The sequence below is a fragment of the Kitasatospora azatica KCTC 9699 genome, from assembly GCF_000744785.1.
Classification (GTDB): domain Bacteria; phylum Actinomycetota; class Actinomycetes; order Streptomycetales; family Streptomycetaceae; genus Kitasatospora; species Kitasatospora azatica.
This window is the reverse complement of record NZ_JQMO01000002.1, coordinates 1461893-1487442: the sequence shown is the minus strand read 5'-3', so window position 1 is coordinate 1487442 and position 25550 is coordinate 1461893. Positions and strand designations below refer to the sequence as shown.

Annotated in this window: 25 protein-coding genes; 15 read left to right on the top strand and 10 right to left on the bottom strand. The window is 72.7% G+C overall.

Features of this window, described 5'->3' with window-relative positions; genetic code table 11:
* The first annotated feature begins 19 nt into the window (after positions 1–19).
* Positions 20–784 (top strand): SDR family NAD(P)-dependent oxidoreductase, encoded by a 765-nt coding sequence (locus tag BR98_RS06940; protein WP_035841158.1) that lies wholly within the window; start codon positions 20–22, stop codon positions 782–784.
* A 125-nt stretch (positions 785–909) separates the two neighbouring features.
* Complete coding sequence (locus tag BR98_RS06935; protein ID WP_083976066.1) at positions 910–2865, top strand: ABC transporter ATP-binding protein; 1956 nt, start codon at positions 910–912, stop codon at positions 2863–2865.
* On the opposite strand, the gene BR98_RS06930 is transcribed toward BR98_RS06935, so the two are convergent.
* Complete coding sequence (locus tag BR98_RS06930; protein ID WP_035841157.1) at positions 2838–3506, bottom strand: lysophospholipid acyltransferase family protein; 669 nt, start codon at positions 3504–3506, stop codon at positions 2838–2840. The two genes, BR98_RS06935 and BR98_RS06930, sit on opposite strands and share 28 nt — an antisense overlap.
* A 144-nt stretch (positions 3507–3650) precedes the next feature.
* Positions 3651–4664 carry a glycosyltransferase family 2 protein gene (locus BR98_RS06925; RefSeq protein WP_198042135.1) on the bottom strand — a complete coding sequence of 338 codons (1014 nt, stop codon included), beginning with the start codon at positions 4662–4664 and terminating at the stop codon, positions 3651–3653.
* A gap of 680 nt (positions 4665–5344) precedes the next feature.
* On the opposite strand from BR98_RS06925, the gene BR98_RS06920 reads away from it, so the two are divergent.
* From BR98_RS06920 to BR98_RS06910, 3 genes are all read left to right on the top strand, one after another.
* Positions 5345–5614, top strand: a complete 270-nt coding sequence (locus BR98_RS06920) for a hypothetical protein (protein WP_035841154.1) — start codon at positions 5345–5347, stop codon at positions 5612–5614.
* Between the two features lie 110 nt (positions 5615–5724).
* A complete protein-coding gene (locus BR98_RS06915; protein WP_035841152.1) occupies positions 5725–6147 on the top strand; it encodes a YjbQ family protein in 423 nt (140 codons plus the stop codon).
* An 8-nt stretch (positions 6148–6155) separates the two neighbouring features.
* Entirely contained in the window at positions 6156–6359 is a 204-nt protein-coding gene (locus BR98_RS06910) for a hypothetical protein (protein WP_035841149.1), read from the top strand.
* A 57-nt stretch (positions 6360–6416) separates the two neighbouring features.
* Here BR98_RS06910 and BR98_RS06905 read toward each other — a convergent pair whose 3' ends face one another.
* From BR98_RS06905 to BR98_RS39040, 3 genes are all read right to left on the bottom strand, one after another.
* Positions 6417–9506, bottom strand: coding sequence for an AAA family ATPase (locus BR98_RS06905; protein ID WP_035841147.1), 3090 nt, complete (start codon positions 9504–9506; stop codon positions 6417–6419).
* A complete protein-coding gene (locus BR98_RS06900) occupies positions 9503–10672 on the bottom strand; it encodes an exonuclease SbcCD subunit D (protein ID WP_035841145.1) in 1170 nt (389 codons plus the stop codon). The genes BR98_RS06905 and BR98_RS06900 overlap by 4 nt, the downstream gene beginning before the upstream one ends.
* Positions 10673–10849: 177 nt before the next feature.
* The gene (locus tag BR98_RS39040) at positions 10850–11023 is read right to left on the bottom strand and encodes a hypothetical protein (protein WP_157537450.1); all 174 of its coding nucleotides are present in this window, start codon (positions 11021–11023) and stop codon (positions 10850–10852) included.
* A 210-nt stretch (positions 11024–11233) separates the two neighbouring features.
* On the opposite strand from BR98_RS39040, the gene BR98_RS06895 reads away from it, so the two are divergent.
* The 3 genes from BR98_RS06895 (at position 11234) to BR98_RS06885 (ending at position 13242) form a co-directional block, all read left to right on the top strand.
* Positions 11234–11842 carry an NUDIX domain-containing protein gene (locus BR98_RS06895; protein WP_063774714.1) on the top strand — a complete coding sequence of 203 codons (609 nt, stop codon included), beginning with the start codon at positions 11234–11236 and terminating at the stop codon, positions 11840–11842.
* Positions 11843–11882: 40 nt separating this feature from the next.
* Entirely contained in the window at positions 11883–12275 is a 393-nt protein-coding gene (locus BR98_RS06890) for a VOC family protein (protein ID WP_035841142.1), read from the top strand.
* Between the two features lie 202 nt (positions 12276–12477).
* A complete protein-coding gene (locus BR98_RS06885) occupies positions 12478–13242 on the top strand; it encodes an SGNH/GDSL hydrolase family protein (protein ID WP_324606661.1) in 765 nt (254 codons plus the stop codon).
* A 76-nt stretch (positions 13243–13318) separates the two neighbouring features.
* On the opposite strand, the gene BR98_RS06880 is transcribed toward BR98_RS06885, so the two are convergent.
* The 3 genes from BR98_RS06880 to BR98_RS06870 all read right to left on the bottom strand — a co-directional run bounded on the left by BR98_RS06880 (position 13319) and on the right by BR98_RS06870 (position 17959).
* Positions 13319–14605, bottom strand: coding sequence for a chitinase (locus BR98_RS06880; RefSeq protein ID WP_083976064.1), 1287 nt, complete (start codon positions 14603–14605; stop codon positions 13319–13321).
* Positions 14606–14782: 177 nt separating this feature from the next.
* Positions 14783–15946, bottom strand: a complete 1164-nt coding sequence (locus BR98_RS40130) for a polysaccharide deacetylase family protein (protein ID WP_051969383.1) — start codon at positions 15944–15946, stop codon at positions 14783–14785.
* A gap of 189 nt (positions 15947–16135) precedes the next feature.
* A complete protein-coding gene (locus tag BR98_RS06870) occupies positions 16136–17959 on the bottom strand; it encodes an AMP-dependent synthetase/ligase (protein WP_035841136.1) in 1824 nt (607 codons plus the stop codon).
* A 312-nt stretch (positions 17960–18271) separates the two neighbouring features.
* Here BR98_RS06870 and BR98_RS06865 point away from each other — a divergent pair, with 312 nt between their 5' ends.
* The 6 genes from BR98_RS06865 (at position 18272) to BR98_RS06845 (ending at position 23309) form a co-directional block, all read left to right on the top strand.
* Entirely contained in the window at positions 18272–20830 is a 2559-nt protein-coding gene (locus tag BR98_RS06865; protein WP_051969382.1) for a sensor histidine kinase, read from the top strand.
* Positions 20827–21234: a roadblock/LC7 domain-containing protein gene (locus BR98_RS06860; protein ID WP_035841134.1), complete on the top strand. Its 408-nt coding sequence runs from the start codon at positions 20827–20829 to the stop codon at positions 21232–21234. Before BR98_RS06865 ends, BR98_RS06860 begins: the two co-directional genes overlap by 4 nt.
* A complete protein-coding gene (locus BR98_RS06855; protein WP_035841131.1) occupies positions 21231–21656 on the top strand; it encodes a DUF742 domain-containing protein in 426 nt (141 codons plus the stop codon). The genes BR98_RS06860 and BR98_RS06855 overlap by 4 nt, the downstream gene beginning before the upstream one ends.
* Positions 21637–22254 (top strand): GTP-binding protein, encoded by a 618-nt coding sequence (locus tag BR98_RS06850; protein ID WP_083976060.1) that lies wholly within the window; start codon positions 21637–21639, stop codon positions 22252–22254. Before BR98_RS06855 ends, BR98_RS06850 begins: the two co-directional genes overlap by 20 nt.
* Before the next feature lie 81 nt (positions 22255–22335).
* On the top strand, positions 22336–22464 hold the full coding sequence (locus BR98_RS41930; protein WP_267886042.1) for a hypothetical protein: 129 nt from the start codon (positions 22336–22338) through the stop codon (positions 22462–22464).
* 95 nt (positions 22465–22559) lie between these two features.
* Complete coding sequence (locus tag BR98_RS06845) at positions 22560–23309, top strand: winged helix-turn-helix domain-containing protein (protein WP_035841130.1); 750 nt, start codon at positions 22560–22562, stop codon at positions 23307–23309.
* A 25-nt stretch (positions 23310–23334) separates the two neighbouring features.
* Here the strand turns inward: BR98_RS06845 and BR98_RS06840 are convergent, their stop codons facing one another.
* Positions 23335–24324 (bottom strand): aldo/keto reductase, encoded by a 990-nt coding sequence (locus BR98_RS06840; protein ID WP_035841129.1) that lies wholly within the window; start codon positions 24322–24324, stop codon positions 23335–23337.
* 32 nt (positions 24325–24356) lie between these two features.
* Positions 24357–25010, bottom strand: a complete 654-nt coding sequence (locus BR98_RS06835; RefSeq protein WP_035841126.1) for an HAD family hydrolase — start codon at positions 25008–25010, stop codon at positions 24357–24359.
* A gap of 45 nt (positions 25011–25055) precedes the next feature.
* Between BR98_RS06835 and BR98_RS06830 the strand changes: the two genes are divergently transcribed.
* Positions 25056–25547: a group III truncated hemoglobin gene (locus tag BR98_RS06830; protein WP_232247259.1), complete on the top strand. Its 492-nt coding sequence runs from the start codon at positions 25056–25058 to the stop codon at positions 25545–25547.
* Positions 25548–25550: the final 3 nt, after the last annotated feature.

Sequence of the window (25550 nt, the reverse complement as noted above, 5' to 3'; positions counted from 1 at the left end):
GGTCCGATAGCGTCAGTCCATGACAACTGCCCTCATCACCGGCGCGACCGCCGGTATCGGTGCCGCCTTCGCCCGCCGCCTGGCCTCGGACGGTCACGACCTGGTGCTGGTCGCCCGGGACACCGCACGGCTGACCGAGGCCGCCGAGCAGCTGCGCGAGCGGTTCGGCGTGAAGACCGAGGTGCTGACCGCCGATCTGGCAACGGATGAGGGGATCAGCGCGGTCGAGAAGCGGCTCAAGGACAGCGCCGAGCCGGTCGGCATCCTGATCAACAACGCCGGCTTCGGCCACCGCGGCGCCTTCCTGGAGGTCCCGCTGGAGCAGGAGCTGGACATGCTCAAGGTGCATGTCGAGGCAGTGCTGCGACTGACCAGCGCGGCGGTGCCCGGGATGCGCGAGCGCGGCTTCGGCGGGGTGGTGAACGTCGCCTCGGTGGCGGCCTTCCTGCCGCGCGGCACCTACGGCGCGACCAAGGCCTGGGTGGTCAACTTCACCCAGGGGGTGCTGCGCGACCTGGGCGGCTCCGGCGTGCGGCTGCTGGCGCTCTGCCCGGGCTTCACCCGGACCGAGTTCCACGAGCGGGCCGGGATGGGGACCAAGAACATCCCGTCCTGGAGCTGGCTGTCCGCCGAGCGGGTGGTGGACGAGGCGCTGCGCGACCTGGCCCGGGGACGGAGCCTGTCGGTGCCCGGGAAGCGGTACAAGCTCGTGGTGGCGATCGCCCGGCTGCTGCCGGCGGGGGGCCTGGGCGGGGTCTCGTCCAAGGCCGCGCGCACGTACTGACAAGGCCGCGCGTGTACTGAGCGGGCGCCGAGGGTTGCTGGGGGAATAGAGCGTGGGGGATAGCTCATTATTAGTTTTGCTAACAATGAGCTATCCTCTTCATGCTGCCTGCCAACGGAGGTCCGATGAGGCCCGACACCATCGACTGGACGCCGCCCGCCAAGGAGGCCGGCCAGCCCCAGCCGCCCGCCCAGCTGCGCCGGATCCTGGCGCTGTTCCGCCCCTACCGGGGCCGCCTCGCCGTCGTCGGGCTGCTGGTCGCGGCCTCCGCGGTGGTCTCGGTGACCACCCCGTTCCTGCTCCGCGCCGTGCTGGACATCGCGATCCCGCAGGGCCGCACCGGCCTGCTCAGCCTGCTGGTGCTCGGCATGATCGCGGCCGCCGTGGTCAACAGCGTCTTCAACGTCCTGCAGACGCTGATCTCCACCACGGTCGGCCAGCGGGTCATGCACGACCTGCGCACCGCCGTCTACAGCCACCTGCAGCGGATGTCGCTGGCCTTCTTCACCCGCACCCGCACCGGCGAGGTGCAGTCGCGGATCGCCAACGACATCGGCGGCATGCAGTCCACCGTCACCTCCACCGCCACCTCGCTGGTCTCCAACCTGACCAGCGTGGTCGCCACCGTGGTCGCCATGGTCGCGCTGGACTGGCGGCTCACCGTGGTCTCGCTGCTGCTGCTCCCGGTCTTCGCCTGGATCAGCCGCCGGGTCGGGCGCGAGCGCAAGAAGATCACCTCCGAGCGGCAGAAGCAGCTCGCGGTGCTCTCCTCCGCCGTCCAGGAGTCGCTCTCGGTCAGCGGCATCCTGCTCGGCCGCACCATGGGCCGTTCCGACTCGCTGTCCCGCGAGTTCACCGAGCAGTCCGACCAGCTCGCCGACCTCGAGGTGCGGGCCAGCATGGCCGGGCGCTGGCGGATGAACGCGATCCAGATCGTGATGGCCGCGATGCCCGCCGTCATCTACTGGGCGGCCGGCCTGACCGCCGCCGGTGGCGCCCCGATCGTCTCGATCGGCACCCTGGTCGCCTTCGTCTCGCTGCAGCAGGCACTCTTCCGCCCCGCCGTCTCGCTGCTCTCCACCGGCGTCGAGGTGCAGACCTCGATGGCGCTCTTCCAGCGGATCTTCGAGTACCTCGACCTGCCGGTGGAGATCGCCGAACCGGCCGAGGCGGTCCGGCTGCCCGCCGTGCGCGGCGAGGTCCGGTTCGAGCGGGTCGACTTCGGCTACGACCCCGAGCGGCCGGCCGGCACCCTGTCCGAGATCGACCTGACCGTCCCGGCCGGCAGTTCACTGGCCCTGGTCGGCGAGACCGGCTCCGGCAAGACCTCGCTCAGCTACCTGGTGCCCCGGCTCTACGACGTCACCGGCGGCCGGGTCACCATCGACGGCGCCGACGTGCGCGACCTCGCCTTCGAGACGCTCTCCGCCGCCGTCGGCGTGGTCGCCCAGGAGACCTACCTGTTCCACGCCTCGGTCGCGGAGAACCTGCGCTTCGCCAAACCCGAGGCCACCGACGCCGAGTTGGTCGAGGCGGCCCGCGCGGCCCAGATCCACGACCACATCGCCGGCCTGCCGGACGGCTACGACACCATGGTCGGCGAGCGCGGCTACCGCTTCTCCGGCGGCGAGAAGCAGCGCCTGGCGATCGCCCGGACCATCCTGCGCAACCCGCCGGTGCTGATCCTGGACGAGGCCACCAGCGCGCTGGACAACCAGACCGAGCGAGCCGTCCAGCAGGCGATCGACGCGCTCGCGGTGGGCCGCACCACGATCACCATCGCGCACCGGCTCTCCACGGTCCGACAGGCCGACCAGATCGCGGTGCTCGATCATGGCCGAGTGGTCGAACTGGGAACCCACCAGGAGCTGTTGGAGCTGGGCGGGCGCTACGCCGCGCTGCTGCGCCGGGAGGGGACGGATCCGCAGCGGGAACGGCCGGCCCAGGAGAGCCGGGAGGCCCAGGAGGCCCAGCTAGTCCACGAGGCCCAGGAGGCCCAGGAACTCCAGCAGGTCCAGCAGGTCCAGCAGGTCCAGCACGAACTGGTGCCTGTTCAGGCGGCCTTGGGCACCTCGTTGTAGACCTCGGCCAGCTCCTGGCCGGAGAGCGCGTGGATGGCCGCCATCACCTCGTCGGTGACCTGGCGGCGGACCCGCGCGTTGCGCGCCTGGCCGTGCAGGTGCGAGAAGTCCAGCGGCTCGCCGAAACGGACCGTCACCTTGCGGATCCGCGGCCGCCTGGTGCCCACCGGCTGGATCTCGTCGGTGCCCGCCAGCGCCACCGGCACCACCGGCACACCCGCCGTCAGGGCCAGCCAGGCCACCCCGGTCTTGCCCCGGTAGAGCCGCTTGTCCAGCGAGCGGGTGCCCTCGGGGTAGATGCCGAAGGCCTTGCCGTCGTTCAGCACCTCCAGTGCGGCGTCCAGCGCGGCCTGGGCCAGGTGGATCTCGCCGCGCCGCACCGGGACCGCCTCGATCGCCTCGAAGAAGCTGCGGACGATCCGACCCTTGCCGCCCTTGCCCTGCCAGTACTCGGCCTTGGCCAGGAAGCTGATCGGACGCGGCGCCGTCAGCGGGATCACCACGCTGTCGATGAAGGAGAGGTGGTTGCTGGCCAGGATCACGCCACCCTTGCGCGGCACATTCTCCAGACCCTCCACCTGCGGTCGGTAGATCGCCTTGGAGAGCGGTTTGAGCACGAGCTTGGTGACGAGCTTGATCATGGTCCCTCCCCGGGTACCGGTCTGCGCGGATCGGCCGGTCCGGCCCCATCGCCGTTCCTGGAAGGAACTTTCATACCATCAGCTCCCACGCGCGTGCCGGTGGCGTGAGCGGTGTCACAGCGGTTCCGGTGCGCATACTGCGCTTTACCGCGGCCGCCGCAGGGAGCGGGAGAGCCGGCCGGTGCGGCGCAGCTCGTCGTAGGGGAGGCGGGCGCCGCGGGCCGCCAGCCGGTACTGGATGCCGCGCAGGCCGCCGGGGTAGCGGTAGCCGGGCGGCCGGTGCTCGGCGAAGTGCGCGGTGATCCGCCGGAAGAACTCCTTGCGCAGCTCGGTCGGGACCAGGCCGGGGGAGTCGTAGACGGTCAGCGCCTGCTTCACCGTCCGGTCGAAGACCAGGGTGCGCAGGTCGGCCAGTTCCGGGTGCCGGTCCAGGAAGGCGAAGATCGCGTCGTACTGGACGAAGGCGTCGGCGTGCTTGGGCGAGGCGGTGGCGGTGATCGCGCCGGGGCGCCCGCGCCGGTAGTTGTAGCAGGAGCGGTCCAGGTAGCGCAGGTGCGGCGCGGCGAGCAGGGCCGGGTAGGTGACCGAGATGTCCTCGTAGTAGCCGCGCCCGAAGGCGACGTCCAGGCTGTCCAGGTAGGCCCGGCGGAAGACCTTGTTCCACACCGACAGCACGGTCTGCAGGATCGCCGGGTGCTCGCGCAGGGTGGCCCCCTCGGGGCGCTCCAGCGGGGAGCCGGCCAGCAGGTGGCGCCAGGGGTTGGGTTCGGTGCTGCCGTCGGGGTAGACGTGGTCGAAGCCGGTGAGCAGCACGTCGACGTCCTTCTTGCGGACCTCGGCGAGCACCGCGTCCAGCGCGCCGTCGGGCAGCCAGTCGTCGCTGTCCACGAACCAGAGGTACTCGCCCGTCACCTGCGGCAGGGCGGCGGTGCGGGCACCGCCGAGGCCCTGGTTCTCGGTGAGGTGCAGGACCCGCAGGCGCGGGTCGCGGGCGGCGTACTCGTCCAGGATCGCGCCGCAGCCGTCGGGGGAGAGGTCGTCCACCGCGACGACCTCGAAGTCGGTGGCGGTCTGGTCCTTGAGGATGGAGTCCAGGCAGCGGGGGAGGAACTGCTCCACCCCGTGGACGGGGACGACGATGCTGAGGAGGACGGGCACCGGCACACCCTATCGAGCGTTCACCGGTCGAGGGCATCGAGCATCGGCGGGTCAACGGCGACCGCCGGTGCCGCGCCCGTGGGCGGACGACACCGGCAGTCGGTTGTGGCGGCCCAGCCGACCCTCAACGGCCGACCGCCGATCCGCCACCCTCCCGGAGCCTGGCCACCGCAGCGTCGAGGCGGCCGGACAGTGGACCCAGGGGATGGTGGAAGCAATCAGATCATGTGTTCATCTATCGAACGCAGCTCAAGGCTTTCGCTCAGTGAATCCGCGTTGGAACAGATACTGCTTGGATGTAACGGGCTCGTCAATCCCCCATGTTCGTTCAGTTTCTGAATATTGGATTCAGGGCATTGCCGGGCATCCTCGCCGCTCCCGTGTTGACACTCAGTCTCATAAGAGGGAATGGCCGTCGCCGTGCCACGGACTTTCCGGAGCCGGAGTCTCCGCTCTGCCGGCGGACCCGAGACAAACGGACCTGACATGACGTCAGGGGAACGGCTTCGGTCGGTTTTGCCCTGATCGATGCTCAGTCGTGACCGAGCCAGCCGTCCCTGATGCCACGTGAGTTGTCATCACACGATACGGTGGCAGCACACCAGGACGGTTGCGTGAGGACCGTCTCTCACGGATAGTCTTCGCCTCACGGCCCTGGCGCCTCGTAGGGGTGGGAAACTATGGAACACATGCAAGTGCGGAGCAGGCCCCGCGTGCCGGCCATCCAGTGCGGTGTGGGCGCGACCGGGCGGCGGATCGACCGTCACCTGGCGGTGCTCGGCGCGCCCGCGGTCCCCGCGGTCGACACCGTCGAGGCCCTCGGTCTGATAAGGGAACTGACGCCCCGTGGCGTGAGCACCCTGGCCGCCCCGCGCCGCAGCACCACACGGATCCGCCTGCTCGCCCCGCTCCGGCGCCTCAAGCGCAGCCTCTTCGGCAGCCGGGGCTAGTAGGGCTTTCTGTCAGCAACCCGATGGGCGATCGCCCATCGGGTTGTCGGCGTGTCCGCACTGTGAGTGGGGTGTTGTCCTGGGCGCCGCTCCCGGCGCAGGATGGCGCCATGGCCGACAGCTTCCAGACCCAGACCTTCGAGATCACCACCGGCGACCGCGAGGTCGCGCTGGACATCACCGAGCGCTGTGCGGACTTCCTGACCGAGGTGGCGGCCGGCCGGGACGGCCTGCTCAACGTCTTCGTCCCGCACGCCACCGCCGGCGTCGCCGTACTGGAGACCGGCGCCGGCAGCGACCAGGACCTGCTGGCCCTGCTGCGCGAGCTGGTCCCCGCCGACGACCGCTGGCGCCACCGCCACGGCAGCCCCGGCCACGGCCGCGACCACGTGATCCCCGGCCTGGTCGCCCCGCACGCCACCCTGCCGGTGATCGGCGGGCGGATGGCGCTGGGGATCTGGCAGTCCGTGGTGCTGATCGACACCAACGGCGACAACCCGCACCGTACGCTCCGGCTCTCCTTCCTGGGATGATGGCCGGTATGACCGCCGACTCCGCCCCCTACTGCGAGCCCGCCGACGTCGACCCGCTGCAGGCGCTCACGCCCGCCGAGGACGCCGGCGGCCCCCGCGCGGACTGCGTGCTGTGCGGGGAGCCGACCGAGTACCCGGCCGGTACCGCCGGTGCCACCCTGTGCGCGGTGTGCGCCTGGCAGCAGGCCGGACGCATCGCCTGCTCGGGCTGAGACCCGGCCCCTTCTCGCGCCGCGGCCCGGCCCCTTCTCGCGCCGCGGCCCGGCCCGTCAGGGGGCGTCGGGGCCGGTGAGCTGGAGGGTGGAGCCCTGCCGGGACTTGCGGACCAGCAACTGGGCGGGAATGCGTTGGCGCAGGTCGGCGACGTGGCTGACGATGCCGACGGCGCGGTCGCGTTCGCGCAGGCCGTCCAGGACGTCCATGACCTCCTCCAGGGCCTGCTCGTCCAAGGTGCCGAAGCCCTCGTCGATGAAGAGGGTGTCCAGCGGCATGCCGCCGGCCTCGTCGGTCACCACGTCGGCCAGGCCGAGGGCCAGCGCGAGGGAGGCGAAGAAGCTCTCGCCGCCCGAGAGGGTCGCGGTGTCCCGTTCCGTTCCGGTCCAGGCGTCCACCACCAGCAGCGACAGGCCCGAGCGGCGGCCGCCCGCACCGCGTTCGTCGCTGTGCACCAGGGTGTAGCGGCCGCCGGACATCCGGACCAGCCGGGTGCTGGCCGCGGCCGCCACCTGCTCCAGCCGGGCGGCCAGCACGTACGACTCCAGACGCATCTTCAGCCGGTTGTCCACGCTGGTGCCGCCCGCGAGTTGGGCCAGCCGACTGATCTCGCCGAAGGCGGCGAGCCGGGGCGCCAGCTCCACCGCCAGGGCGGCCAGCTGCCGGCCGAGCGCGCGCAGCGCCTCGCACCGCTCGCGGGCGGCGTGCTCGGCGGCGGAGGCGCCCCGCAGGGCGTCGGTGGCGGCGTGCAGCGCCGCCTGGGCGCGCGCCGGATCGGCCGGGGGAGCGGCCGCGGCGGCGACCAGCTCGGGGCGGCTCAGCTCCTCGCCGACCGTCCGGTGCTCGGCGGCGCTGTCCTCCAGCCGCCGGCGCAGCGCCGCGAGCTGCTCGGCGGGCAGCACGGCGGCCGCCGCTTCCTGGGGTGTCGCGAACCCGGCCTCGCGGGCGGTCCGGGCCAGCTCGTCCGCGCTCTCCTTCAGCCGGGCGGCGGCCTGCTCGGTGGTCCGGGCGGCCTGGGCGGCGGCGGCCAGCGCCTCGGCCAGCCGGCCGAGCCGGGCCGAGCGCTCGGCCACTGACGGGGCGTCACCACGGGCCTCGGCGACCTGCTCGGCCAGCTTGGCGCGCTGGTCGGCCAGCGCCTCCAGACTCGCGGTGCGGGCGGCCGCGCGTTCGCGGGCCTGCTGCAGCTGGGCGGTGTACTGCTGCTGACGGTGGGCGAGGCGCTCGCGCTCCTGCAGCAGCAGGGTCAGCTGCTCGGCGGCGCGCACCGCGGTCCGGTGTTCGGTGGTCAGCTCGGTGAGGCGCAGGCCGAGCTGCCCGGTGGGCTCGTCGCCGGCTGTCGCGGTGGCGGTGGCCTGCCGCAGGCGAAGCTCCGTCAGCTCGCCCTCGGCCCGGGCGTGTTCGCGCTCGGCGGCCAGCTGGGCGGCTGCGGCGGCCTGCTCGTCGGCGGCTCGGACGGGCGCTGCGGTGCTGGTGGCCGGGGCCGGGTGCTCGGGGGAGCCGCAGACCAGACAGGCCTCGCCGGACCGCAACCGGCCGGCCAGCTCGGCGGCCATCCCGTCGAGTCGGCGCTGGCGCAGGTCGAGGGTGTGCTCGCGGGCGGTCAGGGCGGTGTCCCGCAGCTGCTGGAGGCCGCGCTCCTGCTGGTCGATGGCGGTGTGCAGCTGGTCGCGGCGCTGGGCGGCGGCGAGCCGCTGCTGGAGCTCGGTGCGGCGGGCGGCCAGCTGCTCGACCTGGGCGGCCGCCGCGCGGGCCGCCTCCTCACGGAGCGCGCGGGCCTCGGCCTCGGCCTCGTGGTCGGCCAGCCAGCCTGCGGCCTCCTCGGCGAGCTCCTCGGCCCGCTGCCGCTCCCCGGCCTCGCGCCGCTGCTCGCCGGCGAGGGCGGCGAGCCGGCGCTCGTCGGCGGCGGCCGCCTCGAGCCGGCCGATGGCGGCCCGGACGGCCGCCTCGGTGGCGGCGAGGCGGGGGGCGGGGGCCTGCGGGTCGAGCGGCTGGGAGGCGGGGCCCGGCGAGCTCGGCGATGGGGTGGTGGAGGCCTGCTGGTGGTGCGCCAGGCGGGTTCGGGTGTGCTCCTCCGCTGCCCGGGCGTGCTGGTACGCGGTGTCGGCCTGGGCGTGTCCGCGCAGCGCCGACTCGACGGCCAGCGCCGCCTGGGCCAGCGTCAGCCGTTCCCGTTCGGTGGCCTCCCGGGCTTCCCCCGCCGCGAGGGCGGCCGCTCGGCGGACCGCCTCGCTGTGCCGGGCCTGCCGGTGCGCCAGGTCCTGAGTGGCCGTCAGCTCGCGTTCGGCCGCGGCGTGCCGCTGCTCGGCCGCGAGCAGGGCCGAGCGGCGGACCGTGAGCCACTCCGCGGCGTCCCCGCGAAGGACCGCCGCCCAGCCGAGCGCGGCCTGGGCGAGGGCGTCGTCGGCTGCCTCGCCCTCGGCCGGGAGCCATTCCTCGGCCGGCCGGGCCGAACCGGCGCCGGCTCCCGCGGCCTGTTCGGTGCGGCTGACCAGTTCGCGCAGGCGGCGGCGGTCGGCCTGGACGACGGTCTCCTGTTCGCGGCGGCGCTCGCCGAGCCAGCCCTCGACCCGGCGGTACCGCTCGGTATCGAAGAGCTTGCCGAGCAGCTCGGCGCGCTGGGTGGCGTCGGCCCGCAGGAAGCGCGCGAAGTCGCCCTGCGGGAGCAGCACGACCTGGCAGAACTGTTCGCGGCTCATCCCGATCAGCCGCAGGATCTCCTCGCCGGTCTCCTGGTGCGAGCGGCTGGCGGCCCGCCAGCCGGGCTGCCCTTCGCCGGTGTCGGCGACCCACTCGCGCAGCAGGGTCTGCGCCTTCTCGGTGGTCCAGCCGGTGCCGCGCTTCTTGGGGCGGCGCTGTTCGGGCAGCCGGGTGATCTGCAGCCGGCGCCCGCCCAGGGTCAGTTCCAGGACGACTTCGGTGAGCTGCTGCGGGTCGGCGTGGTCGCTGCGCATCCGGTTGGCGCGGCGGCTGCCGGGCAGTTCGCCGTAGAGCGCGAAGCAGACCGCGTCCAGCACGCTGCTCTTGCCCGCGCCGGTGGCGCCGCGCAGCAGGAAGAGGCCGCCGGCCGCGAGCGCGTCGAAGTCCACCCGCTCGCGTCCGGCGAACGGGCCGAAGGCGGTGACGGTCAGCTGATGCAGCCTCATCGGGGCAGCTCCGCGCGGCGTTCTTGGTCGGTGCGGACCTGTTCGAATCCCTCGCGCAGCCAGTGGCGTTCGGCGCCGCCCAGTTCGACACCCGGCCGGACGTGCCGCACGAAGCCCTCGGCCACCTCCAGATCGCTGCGGCCGCGTACCCGGGAGGCGTAGGAGACGGCGCCGTCGCCGGGCTCCCCGGCGGGTTCGAAGAGCAGCTGCAGGGTGTGCGGGAAGCGGCGGCGCAGCCGTTCCATCGGTTCGGCGGGGCGGCCGGGGTCGGTGAGGGTGACCTGCACCCAGGACTCCTCGTGCTCGGCGTACCGGGCGTCGGTGAGCAGCTCCTCCAGCGTCCCGCGCAGGCAGGCGAGCGGGCGGGGGACCGGGCAGGGGATCCGCTCGGCCTCGACCGAGCCGTCGGCCGCGAGGTCGACCAGCCACATGGTCTTGCGCTGGCGGGCCTCGGAGAAGGAGTAGGCGAGCGGCGAGCCGCTGTAGCGCAGGTGCGGGGCGAGGGTCTGGGCGCCGTGCAGATGGCCCAGCGCCGCGTAGTGCACGCCGTCGAAGACCTCGGCGGGCACGCTCGCCACGCCTCCCACGGCGATGTCCCGCTCGCTGTCGCTGGCCGCGCCGCCGGTGACGAAGGCGTGCGCGAGGACCACGGCCCGGGTGCCGGACGGGCGCTCGGCGAGGTCGGCGCGGACCCGGTCCATCGCCGCGCCGAGCACGGCCGCGTGGCCGCCGCGCTCCAGGCCGAACCGTTCGCGGACCAGCAGCGGTTCCAGGTACGGCAGCCCGTAGACCGCGACCGGGCCGTGCCGGTCGGCCAGCAGGACGGGGGTGCCGACCGCGTCGGGGTCGGTGCGCAGGTGGATGCCGCTGCGCTGGATCAGGCCGGCGCCGACGCCGAGGCGGCGCGCCGAGTCGTGGTTGCCGCTGATGAAGACGGTCGGGACGTCGAGGGCGGCGAGGCGGTGCAGCACCTCGTCGAATAGGGCGACCGCCTCGAGGCCGGGCAGCGCCCGGTCGTACACGTCGCCGGCGACCAGTACGGCGTCGACACTCCGGGCCTCGACCACGGCCACCAGGTGGTCGAGGAAGACCCGCTGGGCGTCGTGCAGGCTCTCGCGGTGGAAGGAGCGGCCGAGGTGCCAGTCGGAGGTGTGCAGCAGTCTCATCGCCCCGACCTCGCCCGCATGCCCGCCACGCTCCCTGTCCGCACTCCCCGTCCGCCCGAATCCGTACCGAGTATTCCAGGAGCCGCCGACAGTCCTGTGCCACTCGTGAAACGCGGGACGCCGGGGACGCTCTGCGCGGGACCCGCTGCCGGGCGCTCCGGCAGCGGGTGACGGGAGTTACGGCGCCATGACGTAGCAGTAGAACCCGAACTGGGCGGAGCCGGTGGCACCGGTGACGACGTCGGTGACGGTCAGGTTCACGAGGTCCGCGGTGTAGGCCGGGCAATGGCATCCGGTGATCGGAGCGGTCCGACTGTGCAGGGGGCGGGCGGGTGCCACAAGGCTGTCCACGCAAACTCATATGAATGTACAACTGATTCCAGTCACCTCAGCTCATGCGCACCACGCCGGTGCCCCATGCGGGCGTGAGGACTGTTCATCGACCGCCTGTTCGGGGAAGATCAACAGGTCGGACCACGCGCGACCCCCGATCCACGCGACGGCGCCGGCCACCGCACCAGGACAGCCGGCCCGAGGTGCCCGAGACCCGGAGGGGGCCCCATGCAGCGGATCGAGTACAGCGCGGAGATCGCGGATCTGCTCGGGCGCATCCGGCGTCGGCCCGCCGCGGGGTGGCCCTGGCGGCCCGGGGAGCCGGTGCCGGACTGGCTGCCGGTGAAGCAGTCCTGGGGCTGGCTCTTCGCCCCGGACGGGCGGGTGCTGACCCTGGTCAACCCGAAGGACGGCATCGTCAGCCTGCCCGGCGGCTCGCTGGAGGCCGAGGACGGCGGTGACCCGGCGGCGGCCCTGGCCCGCGAGGCGGCCGAGGAGGCGCAGGCCGTGATCGGTCCGGCGCACTACCTCGGGTACCTCTACGACCGGATCGGCTCCGCCAACAACGGCCACGAGTGCGCCCGGGTCCGGATGGCGGCCGTGCTGCGCGAGGTCGGCCCGAGCCTGCCCGACCCGGCCTCCGGCCGGCACTACCGCCGACTGCTGGTCGCCCCCGGCCTGGCGGTCGAGCTGCTCGGCTGGGGCGCCCCGGGCCTGCGCCAGGCCCGCGCGGCGGTCCGCGCCGCGGTGACCCAGCTGGGCGTCCCGGCGGCGGCCAACGAGGTGATCGAGGAACTCCCGGAGGCGGGCTGCGAGGTCTTCCCGGTCGGGAGCTGAGCGGTCGGCTAGATTCGAGGGCGACCAAGGGGGGATCCGCATGACCGGGCCGCGCACGGGACTGTTCCACCATGTCGAGCTCTGGGTGGAGAGCCTGGTGCTGGCCGAGGAGCAGTGGGCCCCGGTGCTGCTCGCGCTCGGCTGCACGCCGTTCCAGAGCTGGGCGACCGGGCGCAGCTGGCGGCTCGGCTGGGGCTCCTCCGGGCCGGAGGCCGGGGGAGGGTACCTGGTGCTGGAGCAGTCGCCCGCGCTGCGTCCCGGTGAGCACGACCGGCTGCGCGCGGGGCTCAACCACCTCGCGGTGCACGGTTCCCGAGCCGCCGTCAGCGCCGCCCTCGCCGCGGGCTGGACGCTGCGGGTGGACACCGGCCCGACGGTGCACCTGGTGGACGGTCAGGGATTCGAGCTCGAAGTGGTTTGCGGCGACGACTGATCCGAACTGGTCAGTAACTGCCGCCGCCAGCTGACGCCATTTCGACATTGTGGCCAACTCCAGTGCCACTCAAGAGAATTCGCGTCAACATCTTTGGCATGGGCACTTCCCCAGATCCCGGGCCGCTGGTACCACGGAGTAACCCGCGTCACACTCCTGTGGAGGTGCAATGCGTCCCGTCCGTGTTGTCTCCGGTGCCGCCATGGCGATCGTCCTCGCCGTCGGCACCCTCTTCCTGGCCACCCCGGCCAACGCCGCGAGCATCAACTACGTCGCGCTGGGCGACTCGTACTCGGCCGGTGTCGGCTCCGGCAACTACGACAGCAACAGCGGTAGCTGCAGCCGCAGTTTCAGTGCCTACCCAGTGCTGTGGAAGAACGCGCACTCGGTGTCCGGCTTCAACTTCGTCGCCTGTTCCGGCGCCAGAACCGGCGACGTCCTCAACAGCCAGATATCGGCCCTCAGTTCCAGCACCAGCCTGGTCAGCATCACGATCGGCGGCAATGACGCCGGCTTCGCCGGCACCATGCAGACCTGCGTGCTCAGCGGCACCAGCGCCTGCCTGTCGGCGGTCGCCACGGACGAGGCGTACGCCCAGAACACGCTGCCCGGCCAGCTCGACCAGGTCTACGCGGCGATCCACGCCAAGGCGCCCAACGCCCACGTGGTGGTGCTGGACTACCCGCACCTCTACCAGGTCCCCGGCAGCTGCTGGTTCGGCATCAGCGACACCTCGCGCAAGGCGATCAACGGCGCCGCCGACACGCTCGACGGTGTGATCGCCAAGGAGGCCGCCAACGCGGGCTTCACCTTCTCCGACGTGCGGGGGGTCTTCGCCACCCACGAGATCTGCGGCAGCAGCAGCCAGTGGCTGCACAGCACCACGCTGCCGATCGACGAGAGCTACCACCCCACCTCGGACGGCCAGCAGTACGGCTACCTGCCGGTCTTCAACGGCGTCGCCTGACGCACTGTCAGCAGTTGAACAGGCGGCTGCCCGGGTGCACTTGAACACCCGGGCAGCCGTTCAACTGTTCAGTCGGTCAGCACGGACCGTCGTCCGCCCAGACGCCCCACTGGCCGCTGGCCGTCGGCACCTCGTTCAGCGTCCACCACTTCGCGTGGTAGTTGCGGCCGTTGTACGAGACCTTGTTCCCGTTGGTGTACGTGGTGGTCGCGCTCCACGCCGGCAGGGTGCAGACGCCGGGGTTCGGCGAGCCGGTGGTCGGCGGCGGGGTGGTCGGCGGGGTGGTCACCGGCGTGGCGCCGGCGAACTTCACCGTGTACTTGGTGAAGTCCCACGGGTTCTGCACCACGCTGGAGCAGGAGCCGGAGAGCCCCGGGTCGACCGAACCGCTGCACTGGCGGTCCCGGTTGACGGACCAGAAGGTGTAGCGGGCCAGCCCGTGCGCCGTCGCGAAGTCCAGCACCGTCTGGAAGTCGGCCTGGGTGAAGTACTCGGCCGCGTCGGTGCGCCCGTTCATCATCGAGATGCCCTCGTGGGCGTAGGCGGTCGCCGCGCTCCAGCCGAAGGTGTTCTGCAGGATGGTGTTGAACTGGGTCAGCGCCGCGGTCTGCGAGGCCGCGCCGTTGAAGCCGCCGTCGAACGGCATGATCGAGAAGTTGTTGGGCGTGAAGCCCTGCGACTTGGCCTCGTTCAGCATCTGGGTGCCGAACCAGCCGGTGCCGGCGGTGGTGCCCGCGGTGGTGATCGAGACGTACAGGCCCGGGTTGTCGGCCTGCAGGATCTTCGCCGCGCCGATCTCGTTGTGGATCGCCGCGGTGTTCTCGTACTCCGGCTCCTCCAGGTCGAAGTCGATCGCCTTGAGCGCGTACTTGGTGATGACCTTCTGGTAGCCGGCCGCCGTGGCCTCCGGGGTGCCGCAGGTCTGGCCGAGCTTGGTGCCGCCGTAGCCGCCGACCGAGACCGAGACGTCGCCGCCCTTGGCCCGGATCTGCGAGATCACGTTCGGCATGGTGGTGTCGGTGTCGATCGAGGAGGTGCCGCCCCAGGCGGGGCTGCAGCTGCCGCCGTCCAGGATGAAGGCCAGCTGGAAGGCCTTCTGCCCGGTGGCGTCCATCACCGCCCCGGCGTCCGGCGGGCTGTTGTCCTCGGGCATCAGGTACGGCGCGGAGGCGTACCAGTTGTTGCCGAGTGCGGAGCTCGCGGCGGTGGTGGCGAGCGCCGAGCCGCTGCCGGCGAAGGCAGCGACGCCGCCGGCCAGCAGGCCGAGCGCGGCCAGGCCGGCCAGCAGACCGGTGCGCTTGCGGCGGTGCCGGCCGCCGGGCTCGGCGGGCGTGGGGGCAGGGGGTAGCTGGGTGCGTTCCATCGGGAACCTCTCCAGGAAAAGGCAGTGGGGGACCGCCCCGCGCACGATGTGGGGGAGCGCGGGGCGGGTGACGCACAGGCGCCGAATCGGACTGCGTGCCCAATAAAGTGGACTAGACCAACTGATAGGTCAAGGGCTTCGCCGGGACTTAACCCGGACTTGAGGCGAAGCCAAGTCTCAGTGCAGGTAGGTGATCAGCCCGGCCGGCCGCAGACCGGCCGCGTTCGCCGCGTCCAGGGCGCGCTGCAGATCGGCCGCCAGGGTGTCGGTGAAGTGCATGATCACCACATCACCCGGCTGCAGCAGGCCGCCCCGGTAGACGGTGGAGGCGCCGAAGCTGAAGTCGGCGGTCGCGGTCAGCACCGTGCGCAGCCCGCAGTTCGCCGCCGCCTGCAGGGTGGCCGCGTTGTAGGCGAAGTACGGCGGGCGGAAGACGGTCGGCGTGCTGCCGTAGATCCGCTGGTCGATGTCGCGGGCGCTGCAGATCTCGGCCTGCTGCTCGGCCGGCGACAGCGTGGTCAGGTCCCGGTGCGAGACGGTGTGGTCCTGCACCGAGGAGCCGGGCACGGCGGTGACCTGCTGGAAGTAGTCCGGCTGGAACCCGGAGGGCATCGGCAGCGGGAAGGCGGTGATCGGCAGCTGGTGGTCGGCGATGAACCGTGCGGCCTCCGGCGTGCGGTACCAGCCGTCGTCGATGGTGAAGAAGACCACCCTGTCGGTGGTCGGCACGTTCCAGGTGGCCCGGGCCGGGTCCACCGCCGGACCGTCCAACTCCACGTCGTCCGCCCGGTATCCGCCCTGGTTGTACCAGCCGTGCAGGTAGAGCTGGACCGAGCTGGTGTCCGCGCCGGTGGTGAAGCTGGTGGTCAGCTGCTGCCAGCCGCCGTCGGTGCTCGCGGTCCAGGCGGGCGGCACGTCGTGCCCGGTGCCGGTGGCGCCGAGGAAGACGTACGAGCCGTTCACCCAGGCGGAGAGCGTGTACGTGGTGTCGGGTCGGACCGAGACGGTCTGCCCGCACTGGCCCGGGCTCGCCGCGCCGGCGGGGGTGACGGACAGCGCGGCCGAGCCGCTGTGCGCGTCGGCGGTGACGGTGGCTTCGCCGGCGCCGCAGTTCCAGCCCGGGATCGAGCCGTAGTCGGCCAGCGGCAGGGTGGGGATCTCGAAGCCGGGATTGGTGGCCAGGTTGACCACCGCCGGATCGAGCCCTGCCGGATTAAGCCCTGCCGGTTCGAGCCCTGCCGGTTCGACCACTGGCGGGGCGTCGGCGTGGGCGACCGGAACGGTCGGTCCCAGCAGGCCGATTGCGGTGCTCGCGGTGACTGCGGCCAATCTGCGCAGCATGGTAGGCACGACGGTGCTCCATAGTGTGGGGGCGACGTGTTGACCGAGGGTCGCGGTGGGGAGCCCGCTTGGCGTGCCGCACACAAGCCGAGGCAAACAATGGACTGGACCAGAGCAGCCGTCAAGGGAATCGCCAGTGAACAAACGATCAGCTGGGGAAGCGTCACCTTGCCCCCGGCCGAGGCTGCCTCAGGGGGTGTAGAGTGCCTCGATGTCCGCCGCGTACCACTCCGCGATGGCCTGCCGGCGCAGCTTGAGCGAGGGCGTCATCAGCCCCTGCGCCACCGTGAACCCGCCCGGCAGCAGGCGGAAGGCGCGGATCGACTCGGCCCGTGAGACGGCGGTGTTGGCGGCCGCCACCGCGCGCTGGATCTCCGCGTGCAGATCCTCGTCGGCCAGCGCCGTCCACTCGTCCACCGGCGCCCGCTGGTGCGACTGCTGCCAGTGCTCCAGGGCCTGCGGGTCCAGCGTGATCAGCGCCGCGATGTACGGGCGGTTGTCGCCCACCACCAGGCACTGGGCGACCAGTGGATGGGCCCGCACCCGCTCCTCCAGCGCGGCCGGCGCCAGGTTCTTGCCGCTGCTGGTGACGATCAGTTCCTTCTTGCGCCCGGTGATGGTCAGATAGCCGTCCTCGTCCAGCGAGCCGAGGTCCCCGGTGGCCAGCCAGCCGTCGCGCAGCGCCTCGGCGGTGCACAGCGGGTGGTTGAGGTAGCCGCCGAAGACGGCGCCGCCGCGCACCCAGACCTCGCCGTCGGAGGCGATCGCCACCTCGGCGCCCGGGATCGGCTTGCCGACGGTGCCGAACTTGGGCGCCCCGGCCGGGTTGGCGGTGATCGCGGCGGTGGTCTCGGTCAGCCCGTAGCCCTCGTAGACGGTCATCCCGGCGCCCGCGAAGAAGAGGCCCAGCTCGCGGCTGAGCGCGGAGCCGCCGCACATCACGCTGCGCACCCGCCCGCCCAGGGTGGCCCTGATCCGCTGGTACACCAGCCGGTCGTAGGCGAGGTGCCGCATCCGCAGCGAGGGCCCCGGGCCGGCGCCGTGCCCCAGCGCCTTGCGCTCGTTGGCCCGGGCCCAGCGCACCGCCGTCTCGGCGGCCTGGGCGAAGACCTCACCGCGCCCGGCGGTCTCGGCGGCGAGCCGGGCCGAGGCGTAGAGCTTCTCGAAGACATAGGGGACGGCGTGCAGGAAGGTCGGGCGGTAGGAGGCGAGCGCCGGCAGCAGGGTTTCCGCGCCGAGCTCGGCCAGGTGGCCCAGCCGGATGCCGCCGCGCACCGCGGCCACCTGCACCATCCGCCCGTACACGTGGGCCAGCGGCAGGAAGAGCAGGGTGGCGGGCTGCTCGCCGACCGCGTTGGTGAAGACCTCGCCCCAGCCGGCCAGCACGTTGTCGGCCTCGGCGGTGAAGTTGCCGTGGGTCAGCAGGCAGCCCTTGGGGCGCCCGGTGGTGCCGGAGGTGTAGATCACGGTGGCGATGGACTCCGCGGTGACCGCGAGCCGTTGACGGTGCACCAGGCCTTCCGGCACCGCAGCGCCCTCGGCGGTCAGCTCCCGCACGCAGTCGTGGTCCAGCTGCCAGATCCCGTCCAGCCGGGGCAGTGCGTCGCAGACCGCGCCGAGCGTCATGGCGTGGTCCTCGTTCTCCACCACGCAGGCCACCGCCTCGGTCTCGGCGAGGATCCAGCGCACCTGCTCGGCGGCGGCGGTGGGGTAGACCGGTACCGGGATGGCGCCGATCGACCAGAGCGCGTAGTCGAAGAGCGTCCACTCGTACCTGGTCCTGGACATCAGGGCGACCCGGTCACCGAACCGGACCCCGCGGGCCAGTAACCCCTTGGCCAGCCCGAGCACCTCGTCGCGGAACCGGGCGGCGGAGACCGGCTGCCACTGCTCGGCGCCGTCGGCGCGGGACAACTGGACCAGTTCGGGCGTGAGTTCGGCCGTCTCGTAGACCGAGTCGGCCAGCCCGCCCGGCGCGGGGGGCGCCAGCGGCGGGGTGTTCAGCACGCGCACGATCCTTTCGGCCCTCCCAGCCGCACCTGCGGACACGGTCGGTGGGGCGCCCGTCGACCCACCGTGACCTTGCCGAGGTCCGCAAGCGACGGTAGCGGATCGTCGGGGCGCTGCCCAGACTCCCGCGAATCCCCCATGGGATCGACACCGTCAGGACCCGACTGTGCCAACGGTCATGCGCCTGCCAACAACGGTTCAGGATCGATCGGCACAGGCCATCGAATGAGCTCGAATGGAGTAGTAAGCTCGCGCAGATCCACCGGCCCGGCGCCCCAGCCCGGCCGGTTGCGGGCACACCTGACCGAGGACTCCATGCGTCTGCGCAGCAGCTCGATCCGCGCGAAGATCATCGCGCTGCTCCTGGTGCCCATCGTGGCGTTGGTCGGCCTGTGGGCCTACGCCACGCTGGTCACCACCAGTGACTTCTGGAACCAGCTGAACATCGCCACGACCTACCACGCCTTCGGCGGACCGGTCGACCAACTCTCCCGCGACCTCCAGGACGAGCGCCGGGCCGCCGTCATCCGACTGGCCAAGCCGCGCGCCCAGGGCGTGCAGGACGACTACCAGAAGGCCCAGGCGGTCACCGACCGGGACATCCTGCTGCTGCAGCAGCGGGCCATCGGCTCGGACGCCGGCAAGCTGGACAGCACCGAACGGGCCCGACTGCAGGACGTGCTGAAGGCGGCCGGGCAACTGACCCAGCTGCGCCAGCAGGTCGGCCAGCAGGGACTGGCCTGGGAGTACGTGCTCGGCCGCTACAACGACCTGATCAAGCCCGGCTACGCCTTCCGCTCCGCCTTCGTCAGCCGCCAGTCGGGCCAGCTGCCCCGCCAGGGCACCATCCTGATCGAGCTCTCGCGGGCCCGCGACTACCTCTCGCAGGAGGACGCGGCGATGCAGGGCCTGCTCGCCACCGACGCCCCCGGCATCCTGCAGTACCAGGCGGTGCTCGACCCGATGCACAACCAGCAGGCGCTCTTCGGCGTCTACATCGGCGAGTTGGGCCAGCCCGACCAGGACGAGTACCTGGCGCTGCGCGGCAGCGACGCGTGGAACACGGTGGACGTGGCCGAGCACGAGTTCCAGGCCGCGGCCGAGCCGGCCGACGTGCAGCACAGCCTCTCCGCGCCGCGCTGGCAGGCCGCCACGGACCGGGTGCTCGCCGGCCTCAGCGCCGAGAACACCATACTGGCGGGCTCGCTCGGCGACCGGTCCCGCTCCTACGCGATGGGCCTGCTCTGGCGCGGCCTGATCGCCGGTGTGGTGGGCCTGGCGGCGATCGTGCTCTCGCTGCTGATCTCGCTGCGGATCGGGCGCGGGCTGGTCCGCGAGCTGATCAACCTGCGCAACGCCGCCCACGAACTGGCCGGCACCCGGCTGCCCTCGGTGATGCACCGGCTGCGTGAGGGCCAGTCGGTGGACATCGCCGCCGAGGCCCCCGAACTGAACTTCGGCTCCGCCGAGATCGGCCAGGTCGGCCGGGCCTTCAACGCGGTGCAGCGCACCGCCGTGCAGGCCGCCGTGGAGCAGGCCGAACTGCGGCGCGGCGTCTCGGCGGTCTTCGTCAACCTGGCCCGGCGCAGCCAGGTGCTGCTGCACCGCCAGCTGACCCTGCTGGACACCATGGAGCGACGCACCGAGGACCCGGCGGAGCTGGAGGACCTGTTCAAGCTGGACCACCTGACCACCCGTATGCGCCGGCACGCCGAGGGCCTGATCATCCTCTCCGGCGGCTCGCCCGGGCGGGCCTGGCGCAAGCCGGTGCGGATGGTGGACGTGGTCCGCGCGGCCGTCGGCGAGGTGGAGGACTACGCCCGGGTGATCGTCCGGCCGTTCCCCGGCACCGGGCTGCTCGGCAGCGCGGTCGCCGACGTCACCCACCTGATCGCCGAACTGGTGGAGAACGCGGCGGTCTTCTCGCCGCCGCAGACCCAGGTCACGGTGCAGGGCGAGGTGGTCGCGCACGGCTTCGCGCTGGAGATCGACGACCGCGGACTCGGGCTGAGCGAGCAGGCCCTGCTGGAGATCAACCAGCGCCTGGAGGTGGAGCAGGCCTTCGACCTGGCCGACACCGACCGGCTCGGGCTCTTCGTGGTCAGCCGGCTGGCCCGACGGCACGGGATCCGGGTCAGCCTGCGGGCCTCGCCGTACGGCGGCACCACCGCCGTGGTGCTGATCCCGCGCGAGCTGCTGGCCGAGGTGCCGGGCGGGGTGACCGGGCCGGCCCCGGACGGGGCGCCGAGCGCCGGGCCCGCCGTGCCCAAGCAACGCGACCTGGTGGCGGTGGCCGGCGGCGGCGCGGGCCGGGCGCGGCACCAACGGCCGGTCACCGGACCGCAGCCGGCCGGCACCGAGGCCTCCCGCACGCCCGGCGGGCTGCCCCGGCGGCGCTCCGGCCAGGGGCCGGTGCTGGTGCCGGCCCCGTCCGGCAACGGCCGGCACCGGCGCGAGGACGACGAGCCCGAGGCGGGCCCGGCCAGTACGGCCGCCGCCCCCGCTGCCGTCAACCCCGCTGCCGTCGATCCCGCCGTCGACGCGGTGGCCGGCGGGCTGCTGCCGCGCCGGGTCCGGCAGGCCAACCTGGCGCCGCAGTTGAAGGAGGTGCGGGAGCCGGAGCGGCCCCCCGCCGCGCGGGAACGCTCGCCGGAGGAGGCGCGCGCCGCCTTCAGCTCCTTCCAACGCGGCCTCAGCCGGGGCCGCGCCGAGCCGGTGCGGCCCCAGCCCGCGCCGCCCGTGCGGCCGGCGCCCGCGCCGCCGGCCGCCGCACCCATCCCCCGACGGGCGCTCGCGCCATCCCCCGTACCGCCGGCCCTGCCGGCAGCACCAAGCCCAGCACCACCCGCACCCGCGGAAGGACCTGATCGATGACCGCAATGACCCAGCCGTCCGGCGACCTCAACTGGCTTCTGGATGACCTGGTGGGACGGGTCGCGTCGCTGCGGCACGCGGTCATCCTGTCCAGCGACGGCCTGGCCACCGGTGCCTCGCAGGGCCTGGGCCGGGAGGACGCCGAACACCTGGCCGCGGTCGCCGCCGGGTTCCACAGCCTGGCCAAGGGCGCCGGGCGGCACTTCGACGTGGGCGGCGTGCGGCAGACCATGGTCGAGCTGGACGAGGCCTTCCTGTTCATCACCGCCGCCGGCGACGGCAGCTGCCTGGCGGTGCTGGCCGATGCCGACTCCGACATCGGCCAGATCGCCTACGAGATGGCCCTGCTGGTCAAGCGGGTGGGCGAGCATCTGGCGGCCGAACCGCGGCACCCCGCCGGATGACCGGGCCGGCGGCGGCGGAGGACTCGGCCGAGTCCCCCGATCCGGAGTACTGGTTCGACGACGAGGCGGGCCCGGTGGTGCGCCTGTTCGCGATGACCCGGGGCCGGACCAGACCGGTCGGCGACGGCTTCTTCGACCTGATCTCGATGATCTCGGCGAAGAACCGGGCCGACCGGGACCCGGACCTGCCCGAGCCGGTACTCGATCCGGAACACCTGGCGATCCTCGAACTGTGCGCCGACGAACCGCTCTCGGTCGCCGAGCTCGGCTCCTACACCGACCTGCCGGTCAGCGTGGTCCGGGTGCTGCTCGGCGACCTCGACGACGCCGAGCTGATCGACGTCACCCGCCCCGTCCCGCTCGCCGAACTGCCCGACGAGCGCCTGCTCCGAGAAGTGATCAATGGCCTCCGCGCACTCTGACGTCCCGTCGACCCCGCCGCCCGGCGCGCAGCCCGGCCCGCTGCCCCGGTCGCTGCCCGGTGGGATCGCGCTGAAGATCCTGGTGGCCGGCGGCTTCGGCGTCGGCAAGACCACGATGGTCGGCGCGGTCAGCGAGATCCGGCCGCTGCGCACCGAGGAGCGGCTCAGCGAGCTCGGCCGGCCGCTGGACGACACGGCCGGGGTGGAGGCCAAGGGCACCACCACGGTGGCGATGGACTTCGGGCGGATCGACCTGCGCCCCGGGCTCGCGCTCTACCTCTTCGGCACCCCCGGGCAGGACCGGTTCTGGTTCGTCTGGGACGAGTTGGCGCGCGGTTCACTCGGCGCGGTGGTGATCGCCGACACCCGGCGGCTGGCCGACTGCTTCCCCTCGGTGGACTTCTTCGAGCAGCGTGGGATCCCGTTCGTGATCGCGGTGAACTGCTTCGAGGGCACCCCGGTCTTCGCCCCGGAGGACGTCCGGGCCGCGCTCGACCTGGACCCGGGTGTGCCGGTGCTGCTCTGCGACGCCCGCCGCCGGGAGGACTCCCGCGACGTGCTGGTCCGCCTGGTCGAGCACGCGGCCGCGCGGCGCTGAGCGAGCGCTTGGTCGGCCCAGGGAGTGGTCTGATCCACCGTCGGCATGGATCGCGCCCGGCGGATCTGCTTCAATAGGCGCATGCACATCACCGTGGACAGCAGCCGAGGCCGTCAGGACCTCGAGCCGTTCTGGCCGTCCCGGCAGCCGCATCTCTTCGACCAGACCTGTCCGGGTTCGCTTCGCGCGTCCCGGCTCGCCCACCGCTGATCCCCGGTCACTGACCCCGGATCGGGTGCGGACAGCAGAGTCCCCCGACGCGCAGACGACGTCCACCCGAACGTTCCGCGCGAAAGAGCTGCTTCATGTCTACCTCCTCGGCCATCCTGACCCCGCCCGCCGCCACCCCGCACCTGCGGGCTCTGCGTTCGGTCTCCGCCCCGCCCACCACCGCAGAACGCCGGCACACCGGACCGGTACCGCCCGCCCTGCCGCCACGGCAGGCGGTCGGAGCGCAGGCTGTCAGCCCCGAGCTGCTCGGTGCGCTGCCGGAAGGCGCCACCGTGGTCGCGGCGTTGCCGCAGTCCGTCCTGCCGCAGGCGCTGCTCGCCCAGTACGGCGCCCAGTTGACGGCCCCCGACAGCGGGCAGCCGATGGTCGGCTACCTGGTGCTGGTGCCCGCCGCGCCGGCACCCGTCCCCGTGCCGCAGGCTGCTGCGGCCCCGCTGCACGCCCCGGCCGCGCTGCACGGCCTGACCGCGCTGCACGTTCCGGGCCCGGCCCCGGTTCCGGCGGCCGCCGACCAGCCGGTGACGCCGGCCGGTCGCGGCATCAGCGTCGACCTGGACCGGCGCAACGCCTACGTGGACGGCGAGCTGCTCGATCTCACCTACCTGGAGTTCGAGTTGCTCGCCCACCTCACCCAGCACCCGCAGCGGGTGCACACCCGCGACCACCTGGTGACCGCCGTCTGGGGCTACGGCCACGTCGGTGACGGCCGCACCGTCGACGTCCATGTCGCCCGGCTGCGCCGCAAGTTGGGTGCCGCCCACCGCGACAGCATCGTCACCGTCCGCCGGGTGGGCTACAAGTACGCGCCCAGCAGCCGGATCTGATCCGGCCGCGGCCACCTGTTCCGGCTCAGGCGCTCAACCGGTCGATCTCGGCCAGTTCCTCGGCGGTCAGCGGTCCTGCCGCCAACGCGTCGAGGTTCTGGTCGAGTTGGGCCACGCTGCTGGCACCGATGATCACCGAGACCACCCGCGGGTCGCGCAGCACCCAGCTGAGCGCCAGCTGGGCCAGCGTCTGCCCGCGCTGCTCGGCCACCTTGTTCAGGGCCCGCAGCTGGTCCAGCTTGGCCGGGGTGAGCGCCGCCTCCTTGAGGAAGTGTCCCACCGACATCCGCGAACCGGCCGGCACCTCGCCGCTGAGGTAACGGTCCGTCAGCAGGCCCTGGGCGAGCGGGGAGAAGGCGATCAGGCTGGTCTGGGTCTCGCCCACCGCGTCCAGCACGCCCTCCTCGACCCGCCGGTTCAGGATCGAGTACGGGCACTGGTTGAGCAGCACCGGGGTGCCCAGCTCGCGCAGGATCGCCACCGCCTCGCGGTGCTGGTCGGCCGGGTAGTTGGAGATCGCCGCGTACAACGCCTTGCCCTGGCGCACCGCCGAGGCGAGCGCGCCCATGGTCTCCTCGAGCGGCGTGTCCGGGTCGTAGCGGTGCGAGTAGAAGACGTCCACGTAGTCCAGGCCCATCCGGCCCAGCGACTGGTCCAGGCTGGCCAGCAGGTACTTGCGGCTGCCGCCGTCGCCGTACGGGCCGGGCCACATGTCGTAGCCCGCCTTGCTGGCGATGAACAGCTCGTCGCGGTACGGACGGAAGTCCTGGGCGAACAGGTGGCCGAAGTTCTTCTCCGCCGAGCCGTACGGCGGACCGTAGTTGTTGGCCAGGTCGAAGTGCGTGACACCCCGGTCGAAGGCCCGGCGCAGCACCGCGCGCTGCACCTCCAGGGGCTGGGCGTCGCCGAAGTTGTGCCACAGGCCGAGCGAGACGGCGGGCAGCTGCACGCCGCTGCGCCCGGCGCGGCGGTAGGTCATCGAGGCGTAGCGGGAGTCGGCCGCGAGGTAGGTCATGCGGCCATCCTGCCAGGTCGGCCGAGGGGGGATCAGGAGGCGGCCAACATGCGGAGCAGCTCGGGGAGCTTGCGCATGTCGTCGAAGACCACGGTGCCCGGGCCCGCCAGCCGCTCGGCCGGGATCATCCCGCTGTAGTAGCCGAAGGAGGGCATCCCGGCGGCGCGGGCGGCGGCCAGACCGAGCGGACTGTCCTCCACCACCACGCAGGCGGCCGGGTCGACGCCCAGGGCGCGGGCCGCGTGCAGGAACAGGTCGGGCGCCGGCTTGCCCTCGGCCACGTCCTCGGCGCCGCTGAAGATCCGCCCGGCGAACCGGTCGTAGAGGCCGGTCAGGGTCAGGCCGCGGCGGATCCACCGGTGGCTGCTGTTGGAGCCGACACAGCTCGGCAGATCGATCGCGGCCAGCGCCTCGACGATCCCGTCCACCGGGGCCAACTCCTCGGTGACCGCCTTGTCGTGCAGCGGCCGGAAGGGCTCCCACCAGTCGGTGGGCAGCGTGCGGCCCAGATGCGCCTCGATCTCGGCGGTCATCGCCGCGTGCGAGCGCCCGACGAAGCGTTCGATGATCTCCTCCTCTCCCATCGGCCAGCCCAGGCTCGCCAGCGCCACCGCATCCGTCCGGATCGCGATCCGCTCGCTGTCGATCAGGACACCGTCACAGTCGAAGATCACCAGTTCGATCATGTCCCGCACCCTAGTACGCTCGCGGTGGAGAAGAGGAGGTCCGCGATGCCCGGCGACACTGTGATGCCCGGGGACCCGGTGATGCCCGGCGACGCTGTGATGCCCGGCGACATCGGCAGCCGCGCCGATCTCGAGCAACTGCTGCGCCGCTTCTACGCCGCCGCCTTCGCCGATCCGCTGATCGGGCGGTACTTCACCGAGGTCGCCGCGATGGACCTCGAAGCGCACCTGCCGCGCATCACCGACTTCTGGGCGAGCTCGCTGCTGCGCGCGGCCGAGTACCGGCGCAACCTCTTCGCCCCGCACGCCGCACTGCACGCGCGCGAGCCGCTGACCGCCGCCCACTACGGCCGCTGGGTCCAGCTCTGGGCCGCTGCGGTGGACGGCCGCCACCAGGGCCCGGTGGCCGAGCGCGCCAAGTCCCAGGCCCAACGGATCGCCCGCACCCTGATCCGGCGCACCACCGGCGAGGACCCCGGCACCGGCGGCCCCGGCGGCTTCGTCCCGCTCTCCGCACTGCTGCTGCGCAGCACCTGAGCG

Coding starts and splice junctions, on each gene's coding strand:
- BR98_RS06835 (WP_035841126.1), bottom strand. CDS start 25,010: ATGATCGAACTGGTGATCTTCGACTGTGACGGTGTCCTGATCGACAGC.
- BR98_RS06935 (WP_083976066.1), top strand. CDS start 910: ATGAGGCCCGACACCATCGACTGGACGCCGCCCGCCAAGGAGGCCGGC.
- BR98_RS06900 (WP_035841145.1), bottom strand. CDS start 10,672: ATGAGACTGCTGCACACCTCCGACTGGCACCTCGGCCGCTCCTTCCAC.
- BR98_RS06920 (WP_035841154.1), top strand. CDS start 5,345: ATGGAACACATGCAAGTGCGGAGCAGGCCCCGCGTGCCGGCCATCCAG.
- BR98_RS06845 (WP_035841130.1), top strand. CDS start 22,560: ATGTCTACCTCCTCGGCCATCCTGACCCCGCCCGCCGCCACCCCGCAC.
- BR98_RS06880 (WP_083976064.1), bottom strand. CDS start 14,605: ATGGAACGCACCCAGCTACCCCCTGCCCCCACGCCCGCCGAGCCCGGC.
- BR98_RS06830 (WP_232247259.1), top strand. CDS start 25,056: ATGCCCGGCGACACTGTGATGCCCGGGGACCCGGTGATGCCCGGCGAC.
- BR98_RS06860 (WP_035841134.1), top strand. CDS start 20,827: ATGACCGCAATGACCCAGCCGTCCGGCGACCTCAACTGGCTTCTGGAT.
- BR98_RS41930 (WP_267886042.1), top strand. CDS start 22,336: ATGCACATCACCGTGGACAGCAGCCGAGGCCGTCAGGACCTCGAGCCG.
- BR98_RS06930 (WP_035841157.1), bottom strand. CDS start 3,506: ATGATCAAGCTCGTCACCAAGCTCGTGCTCAAACCGCTCTCCAAGGCG.
- BR98_RS06940 (WP_035841158.1), top strand. CDS start 20: ATGACAACTGCCCTCATCACCGGCGCGACCGCCGGTATCGGTGCCGCC.
- BR98_RS06840 (WP_035841129.1), bottom strand. CDS start 24,324: ATGACCTACCTCGCGGCCGACTCCCGCTACGCCTCGATGACCTACCGC.
- BR98_RS06915 (WP_035841152.1), top strand. CDS start 5,725: ATGGCCGACAGCTTCCAGACCCAGACCTTCGAGATCACCACCGGCGAC.
- BR98_RS40130 (WP_051969383.1), bottom strand. CDS start 15,946: ATGCTGCGCAGATTGGCCGCAGTCACCGCGAGCACCGCAATCGGCCTG.
- BR98_RS06910 (WP_035841149.1), top strand. CDS start 6,156: ATGACCGCCGACTCCGCCCCCTACTGCGAGCCCGCCGACGTCGACCCG.
- BR98_RS06865 (WP_051969382.1), top strand. CDS start 18,272: ATGCGTCTGCGCAGCAGCTCGATCCGCGCGAAGATCATCGCGCTGCTC.
- BR98_RS06855 (WP_035841131.1), top strand. CDS start 21,231: ATGACCGGGCCGGCGGCGGCGGAGGACTCGGCCGAGTCCCCCGATCCG.
- BR98_RS06890 (WP_035841142.1), top strand. CDS start 11,883: ATGACCGGGCCGCGCACGGGACTGTTCCACCATGTCGAGCTCTGGGTG.
- BR98_RS06895 (WP_063774714.1), top strand. CDS start 11,234: ATGCAGCGGATCGAGTACAGCGCGGAGATCGCGGATCTGCTCGGGCGC.
- BR98_RS06885 (WP_324606661.1), top strand. CDS start 12,478: ATGGCGATCGTCCTCGCCGTCGGCACCCTCTTCCTGGCCACCCCGGCC.
- BR98_RS06850 (WP_083976060.1), top strand. CDS start 21,637: ATGGCCTCCGCGCACTCTGACGTCCCGTCGACCCCGCCGCCCGGCGCG.
- BR98_RS06905 (WP_035841147.1), bottom strand. CDS start 9,506: ATGAGGCTGCATCAGCTGACCGTCACCGCCTTCGGCCCGTTCGCCGGA.